This is a genomic window from Sorangium sp. So ce296 (genome assembly GCF_051529605.1).
In the GTDB taxonomy this organism is placed as follows: Bacteria; Myxococcota_A; Polyangia; order Polyangiales; family Polyangiaceae; genus Sorangium; species Sorangium cellulosum_D.
In genome coordinates this window covers 10,735,083-10,760,663 of sequence record NZ_CP150325.1, presented here as the reverse complement: position 1 = coordinate 10,760,663, position 25,581 = coordinate 10,735,083, and the positions used below count along the sequence as shown (strand labels likewise).

The following is a 25,581-nucleotide window of genomic DNA, read 5'->3' as shown; positions in this document are numbered from 1 at the left end:
GCGCCGCGCGCGCGGCGGCGCCGCACGCACCGCCTAGGCGGAGCGCGCGCAGCGGCGCCGCGCGATCACGCCTGCCGCGACGCCCCCGGCCGACGCCCGGGCGAGCCGGACAGCCCGTTCGGGCCCAGCGCATACGCGATGCTGCTCTGCAGCGTCCCCATCGTCACGATCGACCCCAGGAAGACGTTCTGCTCGATGAGCGCGCGCGCCACCTCGGGCCGCACCCCGGACAGCACCGTCTTCGCCCCGAGGAGCTGCAGCGCCTTGGCCGTCTTGATCAGCGCGTCCGCCACCGTGGCGTCGACCTGCGCCACGCCGGTGATGTCCAGGATCACCACCTTGGCCTGCCTCGAGTGGAACCCGGTCAGCGCCGTCTCGAGCACCTGCTGCGCGCGCTCCCCATCCATCGCCCCGACGATCGGCATGACCAGCACGTCGTCCGTGATGGGGATGATCGGCGTCTGCCGGCGCATCATCTCCTGCTGCAAGAGCGCCCGCTCCGCCTCGGACGCGGCGCGCAGCTCGAGCTCCCGCTGCAGCTGCTCGTTCGAGCGCTGCAGCGCCTCGGTGCCCGCGCGGATGCTCGCGATGAGCAGCGCGTTCTCCAGCGCGATGGCCGCCTGCGAGGCGAGGAGCCCGCAGACCTCGACCCTGCCGGGCGTGAACGCCCGCTGCACCACGTTGTTCTCCAGGTACAGGAGCCCCGCCGAGCGCCCCTGGTGCGTCATCGACAGGCACAGGATCGAGCGCGGCCTCCGCTCCGCGACGTACGGATCCGCCGCGAAGCGGCTGTCGTGGCGCGCGTCGTTCACCACGACCGGCTCCCGCGTCCTCGCGACGAGCTGGACGACGCTCGCCGCGACCTCCCTGCCGTCGAGCGCCGGGATCGACAGCCCCGTCTCCACCACGTCGGGATCGACGCGCATCGACGCCACGATCGCGAGCTTCCCGTCGCGCTCCAGGATCAGCGCGCCCCGCTGCGCCCCCGCGTTCGCCACCACGCTCCGCATCAGCCGGTCGAGCAGCCGATCGAGCACGTTCTCGCCCGCGACCGCCTGCATGGCCTTCACGACCGTCGCGACGTCGAACGACTCGGTGCTCCCCCGGCGCGTCACCGTCGTGCCGACGACCCGGGCCGGCTGCGCCTCGCCGAGGGACGAGAGGTCGAGCAGCTGCTCGTGCTCCTTCGCGAGGTGCTCCGCCTTCGCGATCGCCCCCCACCGGAGGTACGCCCGGTACGCGTCGGCCATGTGCCATCGCGCGATCCGCTCCCGGCCCCGCTGCAGGTAGAACCGCGCGCACAGCTCGTGCGCGAGCGCCTCCTGGTGCGTGAACTGGCCCTGCCGCGCGCCCTGGATCGCCTGATCGTAGAGCTCCGCCGCCTCCGCGTCGTCGCCGAGGACGCGCGCCACCTCCGCCCCGATCAGCCGCTCCTTGTGCGCGTAGTTCTCCGGCGCGTGCCGCGCCCAGCCCGCGATCTTCGCCCGGTGCTCCGCGACGGCCGCGAGGTGCCGCTCCCGCTCCTCCGCCGTCGCCGTCGCGCACAGCGCGAGCAGCGCGAGGCTCACGTAGAAGGGGATGTCGTTCGCGAGGAACAGGCCCATCGCGCTCCCGCTGTGCTTCTCGGCGCGCGCCGCCATCAGGAGCGCACCCTCGGCGTCGCCGTACAGCACCGCGAGCACGAGCATGTTCACGAAGTACCAGCACCGCGGCAGCTCCTGCGCGGGCGCGAGCCCCGCGAGGAACGCGCCCTCGTCGAACGCGCCGTCGCTCAGGCTCCTCCGCCCGTTCGTCCTGCCCTCCAGGCAGGCGATCATCTGCTGCGCGACGACGAGCACCGGCGTGCCGAGCGGATCCTGCGTCCGCTGCAGGAAGCGCAAATACCCGGTCAGATCCTCGCGGAGCGCGCCGAGCTCGTGGCCCGAGCAGAGCAGGATCGTCACGATGTTCAGGCAGGCGTACGCCCCGAAGCTGAAGTCGCCCGAGCTCAGCCCGGCCTCGTACGCCCTGGCGAGGCACGCGACCGAGGCGCGGACCGGCTCGAAGAGGTGGGACGGCGCGCCGCACACGACGTACGCCTTGCACTGGAGCTCCACCCCCGCGGGCCGCTCGCAGAGCGCCAGCGAAACGCCCTGGAACTGCCGCGCCTCCTCCGGCCGCCCCATCCCCCCCGCGAGCAGCAGGCAGTAGAGGCCGTACGCGCACGCCGCCGCGGGCGAGTTGCCGTACCTCAGCGAGAGGTTGACCTGGGTCGCCGCGATGAGCGCGAGCAGCGCCGGGCTCAGCGTGTACGCCCCCGGGATCATCGCCGCCAGGAGCCGCAGCGCGGCCAGCTGCTCCTCGTCGCCGCCCCACGGCGCGTCCGCGAGCTCCTCGACGCGGCGGCCGGCCAGGTGGACCGGCACCTCCGCGAGCGCGGCCCCGAACGCCGCCTGGATCGCCTCGAGCGGCTCCGGCAGCTCGATCCCGAAGAGCGCCACGCCCTCGCGGCCGACCCGCAGCACGTCCTCGAACTCCCCGCGCATCGTGTGCACGAGGATCCGGAGGTTATAGACCTCCGCGCGCTCGAGGCGCGAGCGCGCGTGCCCGAGGAGCTCGCGGATCGAGGCCTCCGCGTGCTTCTCGTTGCCGCTCAGCCACTCGGACTCCGCCCGCTCCCGGTGCAGCGCGAAGCAGAGCGCGTAGTCCTCCTCCCACCCCCGCGGCCCGAGCAGCGACAGCCCCGTCCTGAAGTGCTCGGACGCCGCCGCGTGCGCCATGGACGCCTTGGCGCGCTTGCCCACGGTGAGGTTGAGCCGCGCGAGCTCGAGCTGCTCCGCCCGGTCGTCGATCAGCGCCGCGCCGAGGTTGCAGTGGCTCACGACCTTGAACAGATCCTCGTCGCGCGACTCCCCGCTCAGCTGCGCCCGCGTGAGGCGGCCGATCCGGAGGTGCACCTCCTGCTTGCGCGCGTCCTCGATCAGGCTGTAGGCCGCCTGCTGCCCCCGGTCGTGCAGGAACCGGTACCGCACCGAGAGCGGCAGCTCCGCCGGCGCGCCGCCCGGCGCGTGCAGCAGCCGGTAATCGGAGTCGAGCGGCAGCACGAGCCCCTCGCGCAGCGCCTCCCAGAGATCGGCCGCGACATCGGCCGGCGGCAGCTCGCGCACGGTCGCCAGCGTCTTCAGATCGAACTGGTGACCGATGCACGCGGCGAGCTGGAGCACGAGCTGCGTCCCCGGCGAGAGGCGCTGCATCTTGTCGATGAGCAGATCGTGCACGTTCACGGCGCCCCAGCGCTGCCGGATCGGCTCGAGGTCCCACGTCCACCGCCCGGCGCCCGGGTCGAAGGACACGAGCCCCGCCGCATAGAGCTCCTTGAGCAGCTGGCTCAGGAAGAACGGATTGCCCTTGCTCGTCGCATACAGCACCTCCGCGAGCGCCTGCACCTGCTCCGGGCGCGCGCCCAGCGCGTCCGCGACGAGCCTTTGCACGTCCGCGAGCGAGAGCGGCGGGAGCAGGAGCTCGCGCCGCGGGACGCCCGCCGCCTTGAGCTCGCCGAGCCAGGTCATGAGCGGCTGTCCCGCGATCGCCTCCTGGTCGCGGTAGGCGCCGATGATCAGCAGGTAGGCCCCGCCCGGATCGGTCAGGACGACGTGCAAGAGCTTCAGCGAGGCCGAGTCGGCCCACTGGAGGTCGTCGAGGAAGAGCACGACCGGGTGCTCCGCCGACGTGATGACGCGCAAGAAGTCCTGGAACACCAGGTTGAAGCGGTTCTGCGCCTCGTTGGGCCCGAGCTCGGCCACCGCGGGCTGCGGCCCGATGACGAGCTCGAGCTCCGGGATGAGCTCCACGAGGATCTGCGCGTTCTTCCCCGCGGCCGCGAGGAGCTTGTCCTTCCATTGCTCGAGCGACTCGGCCGGCTCGGTCAGGAGCTGCCGGACGCGCTGGCGCAGCGCGCCCGCCACGGGCGCGTGCGGCATGTTCCGGCTCAGCTGATCGAACTTCCCCTCGATGAAGTGCCCGCGCCGCTGCGCGACCTCCTTCTGGAGCTCGTTCACGAGCGCCGATTTCCCGATCCCGGCGCCGCCCGCGATGAGCAGCAGCTCGCACCGGCCCCCGCGCGCCCGCTCGAAGGCCGCGAGCAGCTCCGCCATCTGCGCGTCGCGCCCGTAGAGCTTCTGCGGCAGCCTGAGCTCGCTCGAGACATCGCGCGACCCGAGCTCGAACGGCTCGATACGGCCGGTCGCCTCGAGCGCCGAGAGGCACGCGTCCAGATCGGCCTTGAGCCCGGTCCCGCTCTGGTACCGCTCCTCGGCGACCTTGGACATCAGCTTTTGCACGATGTCGGACACGGCCCTCGGGATCTCCGGCGAGCGCTCGCACAGCGGCGTCGCGACCCGCGCGATGTGGCTGTGCATGAGGTCGACCGGATCGGCCGCCTGAAAGGGGAGCACCCCGGCGAAAAGCTCGTACAGCGTCACTCCCAGCGAGTAGAGGTCAGTCCGGTAATCGATGACGCGGTTCATTCGGCCGGTCTGCTCCGGCGACATGTAGGCCAGCGTCCCCTCGAGCAGGTCCGGGCGCTCCGCGGCCAGCGTCTCCTCCGAGAGCCGCGTCGAGCTGCCGAGGTCCGTCAGCTTGACCTGCCACGTCTCCGGGTTGACCAGGATGTTCTGCGGCTTGACGTCCTTGTGGATGACGTGCTTTCCGTGCACCGCCGCCAGCGTGCCGGCCAGCGACGAGGCGATACGCAGCTTGGCCTTGAGGTCGAGCGGCGCCGAGCGGGCGAGCTTGTCGAGCGGCGCCCCCGGGAAGTACTCCATCACGAGCGCCGCCCCGCCCGGGATGCTCTCCAGCCGATGGGCGCGAACGACGCTATCGATGTTGAGGTGACGCGAGATCTCGAGCTCGTGCCGGAGCTGCGCGACATGCCGCTGGCCGGGGTGCTCACCCTTCAGCACCTTGATCGTCACCGGAGTACCATCGGCGTCGCGCTTCGCGCGGTAGATGACGGTATCCGCGGTGTCGTACATCTGCTCAACCAGTGTGAAGGGCAGATCTTCGATCCTGGTCTTGCGCATGGTTTGTCGATGGTTGCATGGGCCGAACGCCCGTGGCAAGCGCTTAAGCTCGCTTCGGCAGGGCGGGCGATGTGCGCTGTGGTGCGGTGATCGCGAGTCCGATCGGCGCGATACCGCAGTTCACGGAGCGTGGGTGAGCCGGAGAACGGGGGTTTCGGCGCGGGGCGAGTGCGCACCTCGGGAGGCTCGTCGCCGGCCGGGCGCGCATCGCCTAGCCGCGCGCATCGCCTAGCCGCGCGCATCGCCTAGCCGCGCGCATCGCCTAGCCGCGCGCGCGGCTAGGCGATGCGCGCCCGGCGGCCGACGCCCCTCACCGCGCGGTAGTCGGTGAGCAGCGATCCGAGGATGGTGGCCGCGCCCGTCGCGGCGTGGATGAGCGCGGCGAGCGGCGAGCGCTTCGCGTAGCCGAGCACGAACGGCGCCGCGATCGCCGACGCGCCCCACGCGTGGTCGATGGCCTCGTGCACCTCGATGGGAATCAGCTTCGCCAGGCTCAGGCGATAGTCGGTGAGCAGGGAGACGGACACGACCGATGCGCCGAGGATCACGCCGGCGATCCTCGCCGACGGCTTGCGCGCCGACAGGCCGGCGAGGGCGACGATGACGCCATTCGAGTAATCGATGACGGAGTGGACGTCCTGGGGGACGACGCGCGCGAGGGGCAGGACGCCGAGGAGCGGCCTCGAGGGGATCGTCGCCCTCCGCTGCGTCTCCCGCGCGAAGAGGCCCGGTCGTTCGAGCTCTGCGGTGGGCCGGTCGTCCGGCGGCAGGCGGGTCGCCGGCAGGTCGTCCGCGCCCAGAGAAACGTTGGATTGTGCCATGGATACCTCCCGTGACGCGGGAGAGGCAATCCGCAGACCGGAGCACAAGCGCACACACCTATTCAGCGGGCGAGCCGGCTCAGCGGGCGAGCCGGCTCAGCGGGCGAGCCGGCTCAGCGGGCGAGCCGGCTCAGCGGACGAGCCGGCTCTCCGGGGATGGGCGATGCTAGGCTGCGCGCCCATGGGAGTCCGGATCATTCCTCTCGGCGGCCTCGGCGAGGTCGGGATGAATGCGATGCTGATCGAGGAGGATGGCCGCCGCGTGCTCGTCGACTGCGGCGTCATGTTCCCCAACGACCAGGTGCTCGGCGTCGAGGTGGCGATCCCCGACCTCAGCTACGTGCGCGAGGCGGGCGGGGTCGACGCGGTGATCGTGACGCACGGCCACGAGGATCACATCGGCGGGCTGCCGTCGCTGCTGCGCGAGTTCCCGGTCCCCGTGTACGGGACGCGCTTCACGCTCCGGCTCGTGCGCGAGCGCCTCGTCGAGCACGGCATCGACGTGCCGCTCCGCGAGGTCGAGCCCCAGCAGCACTTCACGGCGGGCCCGTTCCGCGCCGAGCCCCTGCGCGTGACCCACTCCATCCCCGACGCGGTCGGCTTCGCGATCGAGACGGGCGAGGGCATCCTCATCCACACCGGCGATTACAAGATCGATCTCACCCCCGTGGGCGGCGAGCGGCTCGATCTCGGCCGCTTCGCCGAGTACGGCCGCGCCGGCGTGGCGGCCCTCCTGTCCGACTCCACCAACTCCGAGCGCGACGGCTGGTCGGTGAGCGAGACGGCGGTGGCCGAGGGGTTCCTCCGGCCGTTTCGCGAGGCGAAGGGCCGCATCCTTGTCGCGCTGTTCGCCTCCAATGTCCACCGGGTCCAGAGCGTCCTCGACCTCGCCGCCCAGCTCGGCCGCAAGGTCGTGCTCGCCGGGCGCAGCCTCGCGACCAACACGCGGATCGCCGAGGAGATCGGCATCCTCACCGTCCCCCCCGGCGTGCTCGTCGACGACGCCACGGCGGCCACGCTCCCGCGCGAGCGCCTCGTCGTGCTCGCCTCGGGCGCGCAGGGCGAGCCGAACAGCGCGCTCGCGCGCATGGCCGTCGGCGATCACCACCGGCTGCGGGTCGACCTGGGCGACACGGTGATCTTCTCGTCCCGCGCCATCCCCGGCAACGAGATCGCCGTCAGCCAGCTCGCCAACCGCCTGGCGAGGCGCGGCGCCGTGGTGCTCGATCGCGGCCTCGATCCGATCCACGCGAGCGGCCACGCCCAGGCGGAGGAGCAGAAGGTGCTCCTCGACGCGGTCCGGCCGGAGCACTTCGTCCCGATCCACGGCGAGTACCGGATGCTGCTCGCCCACGCGCGCACGGCGCTCCGGATGGGCGTGCCGGCTTCGGGGGTCTTCGTGGTCGAGGACGGCGAGTCGCTGGTCATCGAGGACGGCCGGATGCGGCTCGGGGACGCGGTGAAGAGCGGGCGCGTGTGGCTCGACGCGCGCGGCGGGCTCGACGTCTCCGAGCTGGTGCTGCGCGAGCGCGAGCAGATCTCGGATCAGGGCCTCGTGATGGTGCTGGTCGTGGCCGACCGCAAGACGGGCGAGGTCCTGCGCGGCCCCGAGCTCCTGGGGCGCGGGGTGGCGCACTTCGAGGAGGGCGGCCCGCTGTTCGCGGCCGCGCTCGAGAGCGCGCGCGATGCGCTCGCGGCGCTGTCGCCGGCGGCGCGCACGCTGGCGCCGGCGCTGGAGGACGCGCTCAGCCGCGGCGTGCGGCGGGTGTTCCGGCGCGAAGCGTCGCGCCGCCCCGCCGTGCTCCCTCTGGCCGTGCTCCTGTGAGGCGCCGCGGGCGCGCGGTCGCCGCCGCGCGCGGCGCGCGGCGGCGACCGCGCGCCCGCGGCGGCCCGGGGGCCTCGGGCGCCGCGCCCCGCGCTGATGCGCCCATTTCCCGCCTCCTCACGCTGGGCCCTTTCCTGAGCGCAACGAGTGATTACGGTGCAGGGACCGGCGGAGCCCCTTTGCTCTGCCGTGGCACGGCCGACGGCGGCTCGTGGTTCCTCCTGGGGATTGCCTCCAGGGCTTCGCGCTCCGGTGCGCAGCCGGGTGGACCACCGCGGCACGGCCCCATGGTGGAGCGATCGAGATGAAGGAGAAGCCCATGAGCTCGCTCCTGGCGGGCGAGACCGGAACGACGATGAGGGAAGAGAGGGACGCTCGCGACGAGGTGCAGCTCGACGTCGGGCTCGGCGCGGCCCTGCCGTCTTCGTGGAACGCGCCTTCGGGCGAGCGAGCCGCGCCGCCGGGCGAGGACGTGACCGAGATCTACCTCCAGGAGATCTCGCGCAACGCGCCGCTCAGCCGGGATCTCGAGGTGGAGCTCGGCCGGCGGATCGAGTCGGCGGAGCGCGCGGGGATCGAGGCCTGGGTGGCGTCGCCCGTCGCGCTGCGCGAGCTCGCGGCGCTCGCGGACGACCTCCGGGCGGGGCGGGTCGCCGCGGGCGAGGTGCTGCTGAACGCGGACGCGGACGAGGAGGTGCGCGACGCGGCGTCGGCGCGGCTCGCGCGGCTTCTCGGGCTCGCGCGGTCCGCGTCCGAGGCCGGCGAGGCCGGCGAGGCCGCGTCACGCGGAGCCCGGGCCGAGCTCTCGGCCGGGCTCACCGACGCGCGCCTGGGCCCCGCGGTGGAGGAGCGGATCGAACGCGCGCTGCGCGAGGCCGCGGCCGCGGCCGGCGGGCCCGAGCTAGCGGCGATCGAGGGGACGCTCTCGGCGATGCGCGACGCCCGCCGCGCGGCGGCGGGAGCGCGGGCCGAGATCGTCCGCGCGAACCTGCGCCTGGTGGCGTCGGCCGCGCGGCAGCTGAAGCACCGCGGCGTGCCGCTGCTCGATCTGATCCAGGAGGGCAACCTCGGGCTGATGCGCGCGGCGGAGAAGTTCGACTACCGGCGCGGGTACCGGTTCAGCACGTACGCCACCTGGTGGATCAAGCAGGCGCTCTCGCGCGCGCTGATCTACCAGGGCCAGGTCATCAAGGTGCCGGTCCACTTCGCCGAGACCCGGCGTCGGGCGCTGCAAGCGCGCAAGGAGCTCGAGCAGGAGCACGCGCGCGAGGCGGCGCCGGAGGAGGTGGCCGAGCGGAGCGGGCTGCCGATGGAGAAGATCCAGACGCTGCGCGAGCTGGCGATGCCGCTCGTGTACCTGGATGCTCCGGCCGGGGACGACGACGGCGCGCGCGCGGGCGACCTCTTCGCGAGCGACGACGCGGCGCCGGACGAGCTCCTGGTCCACCGGCGGCTGCACACGCAGGTGCGCTCGCTGCTCCAGTCGCTGACCCCGCGCGAGCGCGAGGTGCTGCGGCTCCGGTTCGGCCTCGACGGCGAGCAGACGCACACGCTCGCCGAGATCGGCGGCATGTTCTCGGTGAGCCGGGAGCGGGTGCGGCAGATCGAGGAGAACGCCCTGAGCAAGCTGCGGACGCTGTCGCGCCGGCAGGCGCTCGACACGCCGCTCGGGGGTTGACGATCGGGTCGAGTGGCGTGCCGCGGTGGTGCTCCGCTGCACGACCATTGAACAGGAGCTCTCCTGCGGGTGATGTTAGCGCTCGCTCACCCGAAGGACGCTCATGAAGGACATCCTCTCTGCTCGCCTGGAATCACGTGCTTTATCCGCACGCCCGCGCGCTCTTGACGACATCGGATGCACCGCTGGGTTGAGCGGCATCCCTCGTGATTACGGTAAAAAACTTATTGAACAGTTCACCAGGGAACCCAGTGAGGGCTTGAGCTCGGTGAAAACTCCTGTCGCGGCGCGCGAGCGGGCGGGGGGCGTGGGCAACGCCAAGCCCCGGTGGTGCGGCCCGATCCCTGTGCCAAGTCTCCCCTCGCGCATATACTTAGTCGCGTAAGCCGCATTGCCATGGCGAGCGAGCGGGGGTGTCGATGCTCGTTGGGACAGGCTATACGTTTCGCGAGAAGATCGAGGAAACCGCCGAGTTCAGGCTAATCCGCGCATGCCGCGAGGGCGAGGACGTCCCGGTCTTGCTGAAAGTCCTGCGCGCGGAAAGAGCGACTCGCGCCGAGGTCGCGCGCTTCAAGCACCAGTGCGAGCGCATCGCGCAGCTCGCCTCACCCCGCCTCGTCGCGCTGCGTGGCGTCGAGGAGCTCGCCGGCTCTCTGATTGTCGTTCTCGAGGACTTCCCGGGCCGCGATCTCGCGCGGATCCTCGCCGCGCGCCCGTCGCGCAGACTGCCGATCTGCGAGGCGCTCGATCTCGCGGCCGCGCTCGCCGAAGGCCTCGCCGCGGTGCACGCGGCGGGGCTCATCCACCGCGAGCTGCGCCCGCACAACGTGCTCGCCGACGCGTGCGGCGCGGTCAAGATCACGAGCTTCGGCGTCGACGCCGAGATCACCCGCGCGCACGAGCGGCTCTACGCGCCGGTGGTGATCGCCGACGTGCTGCCCTACGTCTCCCCGGAGCAGACAGGCCGTATGAACCGCGGCGTCGACTACCGGACGGACCTCTACGCGCTCGGCGTCATCCTTTACCAGATGCTCACGGGTCAGCGCCCCTTCGAGGCCCTGGATCCGGTGGAGCTCATCCACGCGCACCTCGCCCTCGCTCCCGCGCCGCCGTCCCGCGTCGACCCGGCGATCCCCGAGGCCATCTCCGGTGTCGTGCTCAAGCTGCTCGCGAAGAACGCCGAGGACCGTTACCAGAGCGCCGAGGGCCTGCTCGCCGACCTCGAACGCTGTCGCGAAGCCCTGCGCGGCACGGGGACGATCGAGCCCTTCGTCGCGGGCCAGCACGATCGCCAGGACCTGTTTCGGATCCACCAGAAGCTCTACGGCCGCGAGCAGGACATCGAGGCGCTCACCGCCGCGTTCGAGCGCGCGCTCGACGGCAGCCGCCAGAGCGTCCTCGTCTCCGGCTACTCCGGCATCGGCAAGTCCTCGCTCGTGCACGAGATCTTGAAGCCGCTCGCGCGGCAGAAGGGCTATTTCACGAGCGGCAAGTACGACCAGTACAACCGCGACGCGCCCTACAGCGCGGTGATCCAGGCGTCCGACGGCCTGGTGCGGCAGCTCCTCACCGAGAGCGAGGCGCGCATCGAGCGCTGGCGGAGCGCGATCCTCGAGGCGCTCGGGCCGAACGCGCAGGTCGTCTGCGACGTCATCCCCTCGCTCTGCCATGTGGTCGGCGCGCAGCCGCCCGTGCCGGCGCTCGGCCCGCTCGAGGCGCAGAACCGCCTGAACCGCTGCTTCTTGCTGTTCGTCTCGGTGTTCGCGCGCGGTGCGCACCCGCTCGTCCTATTCCTTGACGATCTCCAGTGGATCGACCCCGCGAGCCTCGGGCTGCTCCGCGCGCTCCTCGCCGACGACTCGCTCGAGGCGCTCTTCTTCTGCGGCGCCTACCGCGACAACGAGGTGTCGCCCGGGCACCCGTTCGTCCGGGCCATCGAGGAGCTCAAGCGCGCTGGGCTCGTCGTGCGCGACATCGTCCTCGCCCCGCTCGCGCGCCCGCACGTGCTCGAGATGCTCTCGGACAGCCTCAGGCGCGACGACTGCGGGCCGCTCGCCGACGCGGTGCTGAAAAAGACGGGCGGCAACCCGTTCTTCGTCAAGGAGTTCGTCCGGTCGCTGCACGACCACGGCGTGCTCACGTTCGCAGCCGGGTCAGGCTGGCGCTGGGACCTCGCCAGGATCGACGCGCTGACGTACACGGACAATGTCGTCGACCTCATGGTGCGCACCATCGCGCGCCTGCCCCCTTCGACGGTGGAGGCGCTCAAGCTCGCCGCGGCGATCGGCAACCGGTTCGACCTCGACATGCTCGCCACGGTGAACGAATGCTCGCCGGAAGAGGTGTACGGCCGCCTCGATCCCGCCGTCGGCGAGGGGCTCGTGCTCGCCGGGCGCGAGGGCTACCGCTTCGCCCATGACAAGGTCCAGGAGGCCGCGTACGCGCTGATCCCGGAAGTGGATCGGCCCGCCTTCCACCTCCGGATCGGCCGGCTGCTCGCGGTCAAGCTGGATCTCTCTGAGAGCCAGAACCTCTTCGACGTCGTCAGCCACCTGAACAGCGCAGGCGACCTCGTGTCGGACCCCGCGGAGCGCCTTTCCCTCGCCCGCATGAGCCACGAGGCCGCCTGCCGCGCCGAGGACTCGTCCGCCTTCGGCGCGGCCCTGCGCTACCTGAAGCTCGGCCTCCTGCGCCTTCCGGAGGACGCCTGGACGTCGCAGTACCCGCTTCGCCTCGAGTACGGGATGAAGACGGGCCTCATGCTCTCGCTCTCGGGCCAGCACGACGATGCCCTCGCGGTCCTCTCCGACTGCCTGGAGCGGGCCGCGAGCCGGCTCGATCGCACCGAGGTGTTGCGGCTCAAGATGAACGTGCAGGTGCTCAAGAATGATCTGCCCGCTGCGCTCGCGGAGGGACTCGCGGCCCTGCGCCCGTTCGGGCTCGACCTGCCCCTGTTCCCCGACGAAGCCATGGTCGACGCCCAGATCCGGGCGACGGTGGATCTCGTCCAGGAAAAGACGCTCGAAGCGCTGCCAGACCTGCCGCCGCTCGCGGACCCGGAGATCCGCGCCATGCAGGATGTGCTCGAGGCGCTCTTCCTCCCCTGCGGGTTCTTGAGCCCCAACAACCGCGGCATCACGGTCGCGAAGCTCGTCGAGAACACGCTCCGCCACGGGCTATCGAAGCACGCGATCTTCGGCTGCATCAACTTCGCAACGTTCCTCTGCGGCCGCGGCGACATCGAGCTCGGCTACCGCTTCGGCCGCGCCGCCATCGACCTTTCGGAGCGCTACCCGGACAAGAAGTCCGAAGCGATACTCCGCAACATGTGGGGCTCCTACGTGCAGCACTGGATGGAGGGTTACCCCGCCTGCCAGAAGTCGCTGCTCGCGGGGATGCACACCGGGCTCGAGACGGGCCAGTACATCTGGGCGTTCTACACCGCGGTCAACGCCGTGATGAACAGCCTCCTGCGCGGCCTCCCGCTCTCCGACCTCCTCGCCGAGGCGCAGAGCTACCAGCCGATATGCAAACTCGACAGGGGCAACGCCATCTCCTGGATGGTCGATGCGGTCGTACAGATCGCGCACCAGCTCTCGGTCGAGACCGCGCACCCGGCCAAGCTCAAGGGCGCGTGGATCGACATCGACGAGGTGATCGAGAAGGCCCGCCGGATGGGCAACGTGGTCTCGCCTCCCTCCGCCCAGACGTACATCGTGTTCCTCGGCGTCTTCCAGGGCGCGTTCGAGGAAGCGGCGCGCATCGCGCTCTCGATGGACGTCGAGATCCAGAGCGTGGCGGGCTGGCTCGGCATCCCCGCGTGCCATTTCTACGCCGGGGTCGCGCTCACGCGGGCGGCGGACGTGGTCTCCCCGGACGAGCGCGCGCTCTTCCTCGCCCGCGCGGAGCTCTTTGCTGAAAAACTCTCGCGCTGGGCGAAGTTCTGCCCGGAGAACCTGGCGCACCGCAGCGCCCTGCTCGGCGCCGAGTTCGAGCGCATCCGCGGCGACGCGCGCGCGGCGTGGGAGCGCTACGACGAGGCGATCGCCCTCGCGCACCGCGGCGGCTACCTCCACGACGAGGCGCTCGCCAACGAGCTCGCGGGCCTTTCCTTCCGCGCGCTCGGCAAGACCACCATCGCCCGCACCTACCTGACCGAGGCGCACAGGGCCTACGGCCGATGGGGCGCGACCGAGGCGATGCGGCGCCTCGAGCGCGCGTACCCCGACCTCGTCCCCAGCGAGATCCTCCGCGGCGCGACGGGCCCGGACGCCGCCGCGCCCGCCGGCGCCGCGCTCGACCTCGGCTCGGTGCTCAACGCCTCCCAGGCCATCTCGGGCGAGATCGTCCTCGACCGCCTGCTCGACGCGCTCATGCGCATCCTGGTCAAGAACGCCGGCGCGCAGCGGGGCTGCCTGCTCCTCGCCCGCGGCGAAACCCTGCACTTGGCTGCCGAGGCGAGGGCGGAGGGGCCCCAGATCGAGGTGCGGATTCCCCACGAGCCCGAAGCCTCCCTCTCGGACCTGCCGGCGTCCCTGCTCAACTACGTTCGGCGCAGCCGGGAGAAGGTGATCCTGGACGACGGGACGGCGCGGAATCCCATCGTCGCCAGCGACGACCTCTATCGGTACCCCAAATCCGCCCTCTGCCTGCCCATCCTGCGGCAAGCGGAGCTCGTGGGGCTGCTCTACCTGGAAAACGACCTCGTCGCCGGCGCCTTCACCCCGGACCGGCTTTCGGTGCTGGAGCTGCTTTCGTCCCAGGCCGCCATCTCCATCGCCAATGCCACGCTTTACGCCGACCTGCTGCAGGAGAAGCAGGCCGTGCGGGACAGCAAAGAGCTGCTGCAGTCGATCGTCGACAACTCGACAGCGGTCATCTACCTCAAGGACCTCGAGGGTCGCTACCTGATGATCAACCGGCGCTACGCCGAGCTGTTCCACGTCAGTGAGCAAGCGATCGTCGGCCGAACCGACTACGATGTATTTCCCAGCGAGCGGGCCGATGCCTTCCGCGCCGTCGACCACGAGGTGGTGGCCACCGGAGCGGCGCTGCAAGCCGAGGACGAGGTCCCCCAGGACGATGGGCTGCACACCTACATCTCTCTCAAGTACCCCCTGTGCAACGCGGCGGGGCAGCCTTATGCCGTTTGCGGCATTTCCACCGACATCACCGAGCGCAAGCAGGCCGAGGCAGAGCGCCAAGCCCGCAAGACGGCCGAAGCCGAGAGCCGTGCGAAGACCGAGTTCCTGAGGAACATGAGCCACGAGCTGCGCACACCGCTCAACGCCATCCTCGGCTACGCCCAGATCCTCAAGCGCTCCCCGGGGCTCGAAGGCCGCGAGGTGACGGGGCTGAATACCATCCAGCAGAGCGGCCAGCACCTCTTGACCCTCATCAACGACCTCTTGGACCTGGCCAAGATCGAGGCGGGCAAGCTCGAGCTCTACCCCGAACCGATCCCTCTCTCGACCTTCCTGACGGTCGTCGCCGACATCATCCGCGTCAGGGCGGAGCAGAAGAGCCTTCACTTCGTCTACGAGGTCACGCCCCACCTGCCCCAGGCGGTGCTGGCCGACGAGAAGCGCCTGCGCCAGGTGCTGCTCAACCTCCTGGGCAATGCGGTGAAATTCACCGATCGGGGGCGGGTGCGCTTCGGGGTGCAGGCCCTTTCCCAGGACGGGACCGGGCCGCGCCTGCGCTTCGAGGTGGAAGATACCGGCGTCGGAATGACGCCGGAGCAGCTGGCCAAGCTCTTCCAGCCTTTCGGGCGGGTGGGGGATGTGCGCCGCCGCGCGGGCACCGGCCTCGGGCTGATGATAAGCCACCAGCTGGTGCACCTCATGGGCAGCGAGATCCACGTGGAAAGCCGGCCCAATGAAGGCAGCCGGTTCTGGTTCCATGCGACCTTACCGGTGGCCGAGCTCGCAGCACCCCTCCGGCCCTCCGCGCGGGCCCCCATCGGCTACGAGGGGCCGCGCCGGAAGGTGCTGGTTATTGACGATGTGGTGGGCAATCGGGCGGTGCTCTTGGACCTGCTGAGCGGCCTGGGCTTCGAGGCGTGCGAGGCGGCCACTGGCCAGGAGGCGGTCGAGCAGGAGATGGCGGCGTCGCCGGATCTGGTGGTGATGGATCTGGTCATGCCGGGGATGGGCGGCCTGGAAGCCATGCAGTGCATTCGTCGCAATCGCCAGGCTCGGGGGCTCGCGCGGCTGCCGTTCATCGTGGTCTCGGCGAGCACCAACGACGAAGACCAGACTGAGAGCGTTGCAGCCGGCGCCGACGCCTTCCTCGCCAAGCCGATCGACCATGAGAGCCTGTTGCGGATCATCGGCGCCCAGCTCGGGCTCACCTGGGTCTATCGCGCACCGGCCGAGGAGCGTCCCGGGGACCGGGAGGACGCGGAGCTCCTGACGCCGTCCCGAGAGGAAATGGAAGTCCTGCATGTCCTGGCTCTGAAGGGCAGCATGCGCGACATCCGAGAGCGGGCGGCCTACCTCACCACCCTCGACGAACGCTACCGCCCCTTGGCCGACCGCCTGCATCGCCTGGCGCAGGGCTGCCAGTGCAAGGCGATCCGCAGCCTGGTCGAGGAGCACCTGCAGGGGATGGAGCCGAAGGCGAGGCTGGCGCCGGAGCCGCGGCGCATCGGAGGCGACCAGCGACCATGAGCAGAGCCACGGCGTCCGGTGCTCGCACCTACACCATCCTGATCGTGGATGACGTGCCAGCCAATCTCACCGTGCTGGTGGATCATCTGGAATGCATGGATCATCAGGTGCTCATCGCTGAGGACAGCGAGGAGGCTTTGGAGCGGGCCCGCCTCATGCAACCCGACCTGATCCTGCTGGACGTGGTGATGCCGGTCATCGACGGTTTCGAGACGTGCCGGCGCCTGAAAGCGACTGAAAGCACCCGAGACATCCCGGTGATCTTCATGACCTGTCTTACCGATGCGGCTGACAAGCTCGTGGGGTTCGAGGCGGGGGGCGTCGATTACATCACCAAACCATTCGAGATTGGAGAGGTGATAGCGCGGGTCAAGACGCACGTGAGCCTGCGCGAGGCGCAAAAGGAGCTCGAAGCGAAGAACGCGCAGTTGCAGCGCGAGATGGCGATACGCCAGCAAAAAGAGGCGGCGCTGCAGCGTGCTCATCAAGAGTTGGAACAGCGGGTGCGAGAACGCACGGCCGAGCTGGCCAGCTCGAACGCCGCTCTCCGCGAAAGCCAACATCTGCTCCAGGCCATCGTCGACAACACGGCCGCCGTAATCTCCGCCAAGGACATCGAGGGTCGCTACATGCTCGTCAACCGCGGGTTCGAAGAGCTCTTCCACATGCGCCGCGAGCAGGTCATCGGCAAAACCGACCACGACGTCTTCCCACGCGAGCAGGCCGATGAGTATCGCGCCAACGATCTGCTCGTCCTGCAGCAGAATCGGGCCATGGAGCTCGACGAGCCGGCCCCCCAGAGCGACGGCGTACGCACGTACATTTCCCTCAGGTTCCCGCTCCGCGGCCCCGCCGGAACACCTGACGGTATTTGCGGTATCGCGACCGACATCACCTCCCGCAAGCACGCCGAAGACGTGCTGCGCCATTCCTACTCGCTCCTCGAGGCTACGCTCGAATCGACGGAGGACGGCATCCTGGTCGTCGACGGCGCGAGGCGCGTCGTGCGCCATAACCACAGGCTCGCGCAGATGTGGCGCATTCCCACCGATGTCCTCGCCGGCGGATCCGCCGATGTGCTCCTCGCGTTCGTCGGCGGCCAGCTCCGCGAGCCCGAGCTATTCCTGCAAAGCGTCCGTGACCTCTATGCCGATCCCGAGGCGAGCGACTTCAATACGTTCCCGCTTCGGAACGAACGGGTCTTCGAGTGTTATACTCAGCCCCAGCGCCTCGGAGGGCGCGTGGCCGGGCGGGTCTGGAGCTTCCGCGACATCACCGCGCGCGTGCAAGCCGAACAGCAACGCGATCGGCTGCTCCTAGACGAGCGCCGCGCGCGCGCGGCGGCGGAGGAGGCCATCCGCCTGCGGGACGAGTTCCTCCTCATCGCCTCGCACGAGCTCCGCACCCCGGTCACCACCCTGCAGCTCTCTATTCAATCGCTGGGGCAAAAGCTCTCGCGAGGCATGGACGTCGAGCGCGTGCGATCCGCGGTCGCCCTCTCCGGCCGCCAGATCAAACGCCTCGCCAACCTCGTCGACATGCTCCTCGACGTCTCCCGGATCGAGGCGGAGAGGCTCGAGCTGAACCGGGCGCCCGTCGATCTGCGCGAGCTGGTCGCCGAGGTCGTCACCCACCTCGGCGACCAGCTCGCGCAGTCGGGCAGCACGCTCGCTGTGCGCGCTGAGCAGCCGGTCGTCGGTTGGTGGGACCGGTACCGCCTGGAACAGGTCGTAACCAACCTCTTGACCAATGCGATGAAATTCGGGGAACGCGCGCCGATCGAGATCACCATCACCGCGGAAGGTGGGGTCGCACGGCTCTCGGTGACGGACCACGGGCTCGGGATCCCGGCCGAGGTGCGGACGCAGCTCTTCGAGCGATTTCGCCGCGGTGTCTCGTCTCGCAATTATGGGGGGCTCGGGCTCGGCCTGTATATCACGCGCACCATCGTCGAGGCGCACGGCGGTCAAATTCGCCTGTCGAGCGAGGTCGGCCAGGGCTCGACCTTCTACGTCGAGCTGCCGCTGTCGACCGAGGGCGCGGGGTGCCAGTACGCCTAGCCAAGGCAGCCGGAGCCGGTCACCCCAACATGGCGCCCTGAGCAAGCTCCGGACGCTGTCGCGCAGGCAGGCGCTCGACACGTCGCTCGCGGCTTAGGGCCGGCAGCGCAACACGGTCCAATTCACCACCTCTCCGTCCTCCGGCGCTGGCCCTCTGTGCGCCTCGCGCGCACCACGTCGCCGCCTCGGGGACACATCCTCAGCAGCAACCCCACAATCAGGAGATTCACACCGCACATCCCATGTGCCTCGCCTCACTCGTTTTCTAGAGCTGGTGGGCACGCACACCCCCGCGTCATACCGGAGCAGGTGGCCCGGCGCGTCCCCTCGAGGATCGGCCTCGGTCGTTCCTACGAGTCGCGACATCGGCGCGGTGAGTCGCTAGGATCGCTCCGGGGCATCATTGATGTCGCGGATCAGCGACGTCATCTCGACGCACGCTTGGCGCGGACGAACCGAGGAGAACTGCCATGAATCATCCGAAGGATCTCTGGAAGCTCGCGTGTGCAGCGTTCGCCACGCTGTCGATGGCGTTGATCGCGGGCTGCGATCAGGGAGGTGGGGAGGAGGTCGGCAGCAAAGGCAACGGCAAAGAGGCGACGACCGACGTCGTCAAGCTCGCGTTCGTGACGAACGGGTCCAGCGACTTCTGGAAAATCGCGTTCGCCGGCGTCCACAAATACGAGCGAGAGGCCAAGATCCAAGTTGACATCAAGGTGCCGCAGGTCAGCACGCCCACGGAGCAGAACCAGCTCCTCGAGAGCCTCGCCAGCCAGGGCTACGACGCCATCGGCGTGAGCGTCCTGGCGCCGGACGATCAGGTGACCGTGCTCAACAAGGTCGCGGAGAAGGTCAAGCTGATCACGTTCGACTCCGACGCCCCGAAGTCGAACCGGCTGCTCTACATCGGCACGAACAACTACGAGGCCGGCAAGGTGCTCGGCAACGAGATCGTGAAGCTCTTGCCGAACGGCGGGAAGATGGCCGCCTTCGTCGGCATGTTCGCGGTCGACAACGCGGCCCAGCGCCTCAAGGGCATCCAGGACGTTGTCGCTCAGCACGACATCCAGCTCGTCGACAAGCGCGAGGACAACACCGATCTCGCCAAGGCGCGCTCGAACGTTGAGGACATCATCAACGCCCACTCGGACCTCAACGTCGCGATCGGCCTCTGGTCGTACAACGGGCCGGCCATCGCCGCCGCCGTCGAGGCGCTCGGGAAGAAGGGCAAGGTCCTCCCGGCCGTGTTCGATGAGGAGGACGCGACGCTCGCCGGCATCGAGAACGGCACCGTCGCCTGCACCGTCATGCAGAAGCCGTTCCAGTTCGGTTACCTGGGGAGCAAGTGGCTCCACGACCTCGCGACCAAGGGCGACGCGGCCATCGCCGCCATCCCCCCGAGCAAGGTGATCGACACCGGCGTCGACGTGATCAACAAGGAGAACGTCGCTCAGTTCAAGGCCACGCTCGCCGAGATGAAGAAGTAGCCCGTCCCCCCGGCGGCTCGGGCGAGGGCCGCTCCTGGCCGCCCCGGTTCAGCTCGGCTCAGAAGAGCTGGACGCGGGCGAGCGGCGATAGACGATCTGGCCGCCGGTCTTCGACAGCGCGTAAGCGAACCCGAGCTCCAGGGTCGAGCGGGTGATCAGGCTCCCGAGCTCCACGCCCTGCTCCGCCATCAGCCGCGCCGCCGCCGGCGTGACGCCGACGAGCACGACCTCGGCGCCGAGCAGCCGCGCCGCCCGCGCCGCCCGCAGGAGGTGCTCCACCGACGCGGCGTCGACGACCGCCATCCCCGTGACGTCGACCAGCGCCACGCGCGCGTGGTGCTCGGTGATGTCCTGCAGCATCGACTCGATGAAGCGGCCGGAGCGCTGCGCGTCCATCGTCCCGACGATCGGCATCACGAGGATGTTCCGCGCGATGGGCACGACCGGGCTCGAGAGCTCGCGGATCGTGACAGGCCGTTCTCGGCGCAGACGCCGAGGGCGCCGGCGATCCCTCCGCTCTGCACGGCCTCCCGGGCGATCCGCATCCCGAGCTCGATATCGAACCGGTCCTCGGCCGGCGGCTGCAGGTCGAAGGGCGTGCCGGAGGCCGCCGCACGGAACGCGTCGATGCGCTCGCGGCTGTTGATGGCGCTGAGCCAGAACGTCAGCGCGCCGATCTTGCCTCCGCCCGGGAGCAGCCGGGCCATCATCTCCGCGGCGAGCCGCCCCGCCGCCACGTTGTCGGTGCCGATGTAGGCTCGAGCGCAGCTGCCCTCGGCGGGCGGCGTGTCGATCGTGACCACCGGGACCCCGGCCTGCGCCGCCCGACGGATCGCCGGCTCGAGGACCTCCGGGGTGATCGGCGCCACGGCGATACCGTGCACGCCCCGGTCGATGGCGTCCTCGAGGATCCCGCGCTGCTCGACGGCGCTGTGGGCGGGGGCATTGCGGACGTCCACGTGGATGCCGACGCTGCGCCCCGCGGCGAGGGCGCCATCGCGGACGTTGTTCCAGAACGACAACGGCGACCGGTGCGGGACGTGGTAGATGCGGAGCTCGCGGGCCGCGGCGTCGCCGCGCGCGCCCCCGGAGGGGGCGTCGCTCAGCAGGACGAGGTGTACCGAGCGCCATTGCGGCGTGAGCTGCACGCTCTTGATGCCTTTCGAGATCATCCCGACGAGCTCATGCGTGCTGGTCCGCGTGGCCACCGCGTTCAGCACCGCCTCGAGCACGCGCACCTCCTGGGCCGACCGCGCCTTGTCGTTGTAGAGCTCTCGCCGCTCCAGCGCCGCGCCGGCGCTCGCGGCCAGCGCGAGGAGCCGCGCCCAGCGTTCGCCGGAAGGCGCCTGCCCGTCCGGCTGCTCGACGGCGAGCACGCCGATCGTCTGCTCCTGCACGCGCACCGGGGTGAGGACCACGACCGCGCCCGCCGGGACGAGGTGCAGCGCCGACGCCCCCGGCAGGTGCTCGCGGTACCAGTCGGCGGCCGCCATGACCCGACCGCCGTCCGCGGAGTCATGCCTCGAGAGCGCCGCGATCACGGTGGCCGGCCCCGCGCCGCCGACGACCTCCTGCGCGCTCGCCAGCACGCCAGCGAGGCCCACAGAGGCCTTGTAGACCAGCTGCTCCCCGTCCCGGACCAGGAGGCTCCCGCGCTGCGCGGAGGGCACGGTGCCCACGGCGTCGATCACGATATGATGCAGCGTTGCATGAAGATCGAGACCGGTGACCATGCGCCTTGCGTCCATGCACCCCACCCCGACGAAGGCGCGGCTTCGCGCCAGTGGGCGTGATTGGACGGCATCTTGTCAAGGGTGACCGAGCCGCCTCCGGGCGCCGTTCGCCTCCTCCGCGCGGCGTCCTCCGCGCAGGGTCGAGGGAAACTTTGGGGTAGGCGGACAGGGACCCAGAAAGGAGAGCGCCGATGCAAAGGACGATCGGCGCGCTCGGCGGGATGGCCTCGAACGTGAGCCGCGGCTGGATATCGAACGAGGCGCGGCTCAGCGCGGCGAGTCGCCGCGGCGGTACTCCGCGGTCACCTCGTCGAGCCGGGCCTTCAGCTGCGGATCGAGCGTGAGCTCGGCCGCGGCGAGCGTGGCGTCCAGCTGGTCGGGCCGGCTGGCGCCGATGATGGCCGAGGTGATCGCCGGGTTGGCGAGCACCCACGCGACGGCGACGGTCGTGAGCGACTGGCCGGCTTCGGCGACGATGCCCTGCAGGTTCTCGACGGTCGCGAACGCACGCTCGTTCCAGTAGCGCTGCTGGTAGTTGCTCGCCGCCGTGCCCAGCGTGAAGCGCGTGCCCGGCGTGGGCTCGCCGCGGCGGTGCTTGCCCGTCAGGAGCCCGCCGGCGAGCGGGTTGTACGGGATCACGCCGAGGCCCTCCTCCTGCGCGAGCGGGAGCAGCTCGCGCTCGATCTCGCGGAACAGCAGCGCATAGCGCGGCTGCACGGACACGAACCGCGCGAGCCCGCGCACGTCGGCGCGGCCGAGCGCGCGCGCCAGGCGATAGGCCAGGTAGTTGGAGACGCCGATGTACCGCGCCTTCCCGGAGCGCACCACCGTGTCGAGCGCCTCCAGCGTCTCGTCGATCGGCGTGTCGCGATCGTCGGAGTGGAGCTGATAGAGATCCACGTAATCGGTGCCGAGGCGGCGCAGCGAGGCGTCGATGGCGTCCAGGATGTGCTTGCGCGAGGCGCCCTGATCCCAGTCGTTCGGGCCGACGCGGCCGACGCACTTCGTGGCGAGAATGAAGCGGTCGCGCTTGCCCTTGAGCCAGCGGCCGACGATCTCCTCGGTGCGCCCCGCGGTCGGCAGGCCGCCGCCCAGCGGATACACATCGGCGGTGTCGAGGAAGTTGACGCCGGCGGACGCGGCCTTGTCGAGGATGGCGCGGGAGGTCTCCTCGTCCGTCTGGAAGCCGAACGTCATCGTGCCCAGGCACAGGCGAGAAACGGTGAGGCCGGTACGGCCGAGGCGGGTGGTCGGGATGCTCATGGTCTTCCGTGGGTTCTTCGGGGGCTGGCCCGTACAGTTTCAGACAGGGCGGCGCGGGGCGTCAATCGGGTACGCCGAGCGGGGTGAAGCGGTGTGAAAACGAGAGAGAGCGACCGCAGAGGCACAGAGAGCACAGAGGGAGAGACGGAGAGGGAGAGAGGGATCCCCGTGCTCTCCGTGGCCCTGTGGCCGATCCGTCGGTGGCCCGCGCCGCTCGGCGCGCGAGCCGAGGGCCGGCCGAGCGGGGCAGATCAGTAATAGATCGGCCCGACGCTGCCGCCGCCGGCGACCACGGCGTCGCCGTTGATCGCGACGCTCCTCGGCGAGGCGAGGAACGTGACGACCCACGCGACCTCGCGCGCGTCGACGATGCGGCCGATGCTCACCGAGGCGGCGAGGTCCTTCTCCGGCTCGGGCCGGACGCGCTCGGTGCGCGTCGCGCCGGGGTGCACGACCGTGACGTTGATCCCCTTCGGGCCCAGCTCGTCCGCGAGGTTCTTCGTGATCGCCGCCACGCCGACGTTGCGCAGGGTGGCGACGGGGCGGCCGGTCTTGCGCACGGCCAGCCCGCCGATGTTGATGATGCGACCCCAGCCGTTCGCGATGAGGTGCGGCGCGACGGCGCGCGCGGTCCGCAGGTAGCCAACGACCTTGATGTTGATGTCCTCGATCACCTGCGCATCGACGATCTGATCGAGACGCGTGGCGGGCGAGATCCCGCCCGGCAAGGCGGCGTTGTTGACCAGGATGTCCACGCCGCCCAGCGCGGCGACGGCGCGCTCGACGAGCGCGTTGACCGAGGTCTCGTTGCCGGTATCGACCACCAGCGGGACGACGCGGCGGCCGGTCTCCGCCGAGAGCTCCGCGGCGGTCGCCTCCAGCTTGTCCTTGCCGCGCGCGGCGATCACGACGTCGGCGCCCTCGCGCGCGAGCTCGCGCGCGATGGCCTTGCCGATGCCGCGGCTGCCGCCGGTGACGATGGCCCGCTTGCCGGTGAGTTCGAGATCCACGATCAGCTCCCTTTCCTTCGCAGACACGACGCCTGCGGCCTCGTACGTGGCGGGAGCCGCGCAGGGCACGTCTCATTCCATGCTCGTCTCGCCATGTTCGATCCGGGGAGCGAGCGCGCGGCTCGCCCGGTCCTGGTTCCGGCGCGCCCTCCGGGCGGCGCCCGCGGCGAAGGCGGGCCCGGCGCCCGCCTGCTTCGCGAGCAGCAGGCTGCTTCCGCTGTGTTGCCGGCGGAGCAGCCCGCGCGCCGCGCGGCTCGGATCAGCGGGGGGCGGCCTTCCGGAAGAGCCTCCTCGCGACGGCGCGGGTCATGGCGAGGAGGTTGTCGCTGGTGAAGCGGAACCAGAAGCCGGCGTAGCAGCCGTTCGTGCGGAAGCCCGGGTTGACCGCGGCGTAGCGCCTCGCGGCCGGGCGGTCGAAGTAGCGCGGCGGATAGCGGCTCAGCGTCTCTTCGGTCATGAAGATGTTGACCAGGAAGAGCCCGGTCTCGTCATCGACGTGGTAGTTGCTCTCCCCTGCGAGCCGGAGGAACGCCTCGCGCACGGCCTCGTCCTCCGCGGTGCTCCGGCGCTTCGGATCGAAGATCTCGTAACGCGCGAGCGCTTCGGTGATGGAGACGAAGCCGAAGAGGCTGGCGATCGAGAGCCGGTAAAGACGCGTCCGCGGCGCGCGGCGCTTCGTCTCCAGCAGGAACAGGAGGCCGGAGGCGAGGTGCAGCCCGCGGGTCCGGAAGTCGGGCGCGATCCGCAGCTTCCCACCGACGATGGCCCGGCTGCGAGGCAAGGCGATGGGCGCGGTCTTCCAGAACTGGAATCCGACGATCGCGCCCGTGTCGACGCGGCGGAAGACGTGGACGACGTCGTTGGTCCTGGCGTGGACGCAGAAGTGCTCGAAGCGCTCGGCCATGAGCGCGTTCGAGAGGGCGTGGAGCTCGCGCAGGCGCTGGTCGTCGAAGTCGCGCCGCTCGATGGTCTCGACGCGGACCGCGGGGCGCAGCGGGGAGAGCTGGAGGAGGAGGTTCAGCATGATGGCGCCGGCCCGCGGAGGTCGTCTACGCCCCGTACATGGCGAACAGCGTCCGCCCGGCCTCGTCCGCGGCGGCGTTCACGGGGCCGACCAGCGCCGCGTCCATGCCGAACGTCGTGCGCAGCGGCCGCTGGCCGTGCGGCATCTCAAGGAGCTTCAGCAGCACGCTCGCGAGCTCCGCCGGGTCGGGCCCCGTCAGCGTCTTGACCGCCTCGAGCGTGGCGCGTATCACGCCGTCGAGCTCGCCGTACTCGGCGGCGCGCGCCTCGTCGTCGTGCGCCCAGGCGTTGTGGAAGATCTTCGTCTGGACCAGCCCCGGCTCCAGGATCACGACGTCGATCCCGAACGACGCGAGGTCGGTCTTGTAGCCCTCGGCCATCATCTCCATCGCGGCCTTGGCCGCGCAGTAGTGCGCCGACCTCGGCATGAGGATGCGCCCTCCCATGCTGGACGTGAAGGCGAGCACCCCCGCCTTGCGCCGGCGCATGTGCGGCAACACGGCGCGACAGACGCGCTGCGCCCCGAAGACGTGCGTCTCGAAGAACCGTCGCAGCTGATCGACGCTGCTGCACTCGGTCAGGCCGATCAGGCTGTTGCCCGCGTTGTTCAGGACCACATCGATCTGCCCCGTCTTCTCCACCACCGTCGCGACCGCCGCGGCGACGGACGCGTCGTCCGTCACGTCGAGCGCGACCGCCTCGATGGGGACGCCGGCGGCCGAGAGGCCGGCCACCTCGTCGCGTGCCGCCCGGTTCTTGCCCTCGGGATCGCGCATCCCCGCGAAGGCCACATAGCCGTTTCGCGCGAGCGCCTCCGCCACGCTCCGGCCGATCCCCGTGCTCGCGCCCGTCACCAGCGCCACCCGCTTCGCCGTCATCGCCCCTCGCCTCCTCGAGCGCCGGGGCCCTACCCGGCGCTGCCCGCGCGAGCGATGCTAACACGCGGACTT

Annotated in this window: 13 protein-coding genes; 5 read left to right on the top strand and 8 right to left on the bottom strand. The window is 70.5% G+C overall.

All coding sequences use genetic code 11. The features are described from left to right. Nucleotides 1-65: 65 nt before the first annotated feature. Together WME98_RS39965 and WME98_RS39960 are read right to left on the bottom strand one after the other, a co-directional pair. Nucleotides 66-5,060, bottom strand: coding sequence for an AAA family ATPase (locus WME98_RS39965; protein WP_437946927.1), 4,995 nt, complete (start codon nucleotides 5,058-5,060; stop codon nucleotides 66-68). Nucleotides 5,061-5,338: 278 nt separating this feature from the next. Beyond that, nucleotides 5,339-5,881 carry an SPW repeat domain-containing protein gene (locus WME98_RS39960; RefSeq protein WP_437946926.1) on the bottom strand — a complete coding sequence of 181 codons (543 nt, stop codon included), beginning with the start codon at nucleotides 5,879-5,881 and terminating at the stop codon, nucleotides 5,339-5,341. Between the two features lie 181 nt (nucleotides 5,882-6,062). Here WME98_RS39960 and WME98_RS39955 point away from each other — a divergent pair, with 181 nt between their 5' ends. The 5 genes from WME98_RS39955 (at nucleotide 6,063) to WME98_RS39935 (ending at nucleotide 19,602) form a co-directional block, all read left to right on the top strand. Then, nucleotides 6,063-7,706, top strand: a complete 1,644-nt coding sequence (locus WME98_RS39955; protein ID WP_437946925.1) for a ribonuclease J — start codon at nucleotides 6,063-6,065, stop codon at nucleotides 7,704-7,706. A gap of 319 nt (nucleotides 7,707-8,025) precedes the next feature. Further along, entirely contained in the window at nucleotides 8,026-9,384 is a 1,359-nt protein-coding gene (locus tag WME98_RS39950; RefSeq protein WP_437946924.1) for an RNA polymerase sigma factor RpoD/SigA, read from the top strand. Nucleotides 9,385-9,902: 518 nt separating this feature from the next. Continuing rightward, nucleotides 9,903-16,055 carry an AAA family ATPase gene (locus WME98_RS39945; RefSeq protein WP_437946923.1) on the top strand — a complete coding sequence of 2,051 codons (6,153 nt, stop codon included), beginning with the start codon at nucleotides 9,903-9,905 and terminating at the stop codon, nucleotides 16,053-16,055. Next, nucleotides 16,052-18,115: an ATP-binding protein gene (locus tag WME98_RS39940; RefSeq protein WP_437946922.1), complete on the top strand. Its 2,064-nt coding sequence runs from the start codon at nucleotides 16,052-16,054 to the stop codon at nucleotides 18,113-18,115. The genes WME98_RS39945 and WME98_RS39940 overlap by 4 nt, the downstream gene beginning before the upstream one ends. Nucleotides 18,116-18,585: 470 nt before the next feature. After that, the gene (locus WME98_RS39935; RefSeq protein WP_437946921.1) at nucleotides 18,586-19,602 is read left to right on the top strand and encodes a sugar-binding protein; all 1,017 of its coding nucleotides are present in this window, start codon (nucleotides 18,586-18,588) and stop codon (nucleotides 19,600-19,602) included. 48 nt (nucleotides 19,603-19,650) lie between these two features. On the opposite strand, the gene WME98_RS39930 is transcribed toward WME98_RS39935, so the two are convergent. The 6 genes from WME98_RS39930 to WME98_RS39905 all read right to left on the bottom strand — a co-directional run bounded on the left by WME98_RS39930 (nucleotide 19,651) and on the right by WME98_RS39905 (nucleotide 25,509). Next, nucleotides 19,651-20,043 (bottom strand): STAS domain-containing protein, encoded by a 393-nt coding sequence (locus tag WME98_RS39930; RefSeq protein WP_437946920.1) that lies wholly within the window; start codon nucleotides 20,041-20,043, stop codon nucleotides 19,651-19,653. After that, nucleotides 20,016-21,335, bottom strand: coding sequence for a substrate-binding domain-containing protein (locus WME98_RS39925; protein ID WP_437946919.1), 1,320 nt, complete (start codon nucleotides 21,333-21,335; stop codon nucleotides 20,016-20,018). The genes WME98_RS39930 and WME98_RS39925 overlap by 28 nt, the downstream gene beginning before the upstream one ends. Before the next feature lie 267 nt (nucleotides 21,336-21,602). Then, nucleotides 21,603-22,598 carry an aldo/keto reductase gene (locus tag WME98_RS39920; RefSeq protein ID WP_437946918.1) on the bottom strand — a complete coding sequence of 332 codons (996 nt, stop codon included), beginning with the start codon at nucleotides 22,596-22,598 and terminating at the stop codon, nucleotides 21,603-21,605. 251 nt (nucleotides 22,599-22,849) lie between these two features. Continuing rightward, a complete protein-coding gene (locus tag WME98_RS39915) occupies nucleotides 22,850-23,608 on the bottom strand; it encodes an SDR family NAD(P)-dependent oxidoreductase (protein WP_437946917.1) in 759 nt (252 codons plus the stop codon). Between the two features lie 259 nt (nucleotides 23,609-23,867). Then, entirely contained in the window at nucleotides 23,868-24,632 is a 765-nt protein-coding gene (locus WME98_RS39910; protein WP_437337784.1) for a hypothetical protein, read from the bottom strand. Nucleotides 24,633-24,657: 25 nt separating this feature from the next. Further along, nucleotides 24,658-25,509, bottom strand: a complete 852-nt coding sequence (locus tag WME98_RS39905) for an SDR family NAD(P)-dependent oxidoreductase (protein ID WP_437337783.1) — start codon at nucleotides 25,507-25,509, stop codon at nucleotides 24,658-24,660. Between the last annotated feature and the right edge of the window lie 72 nt (nucleotides 25,510-25,581).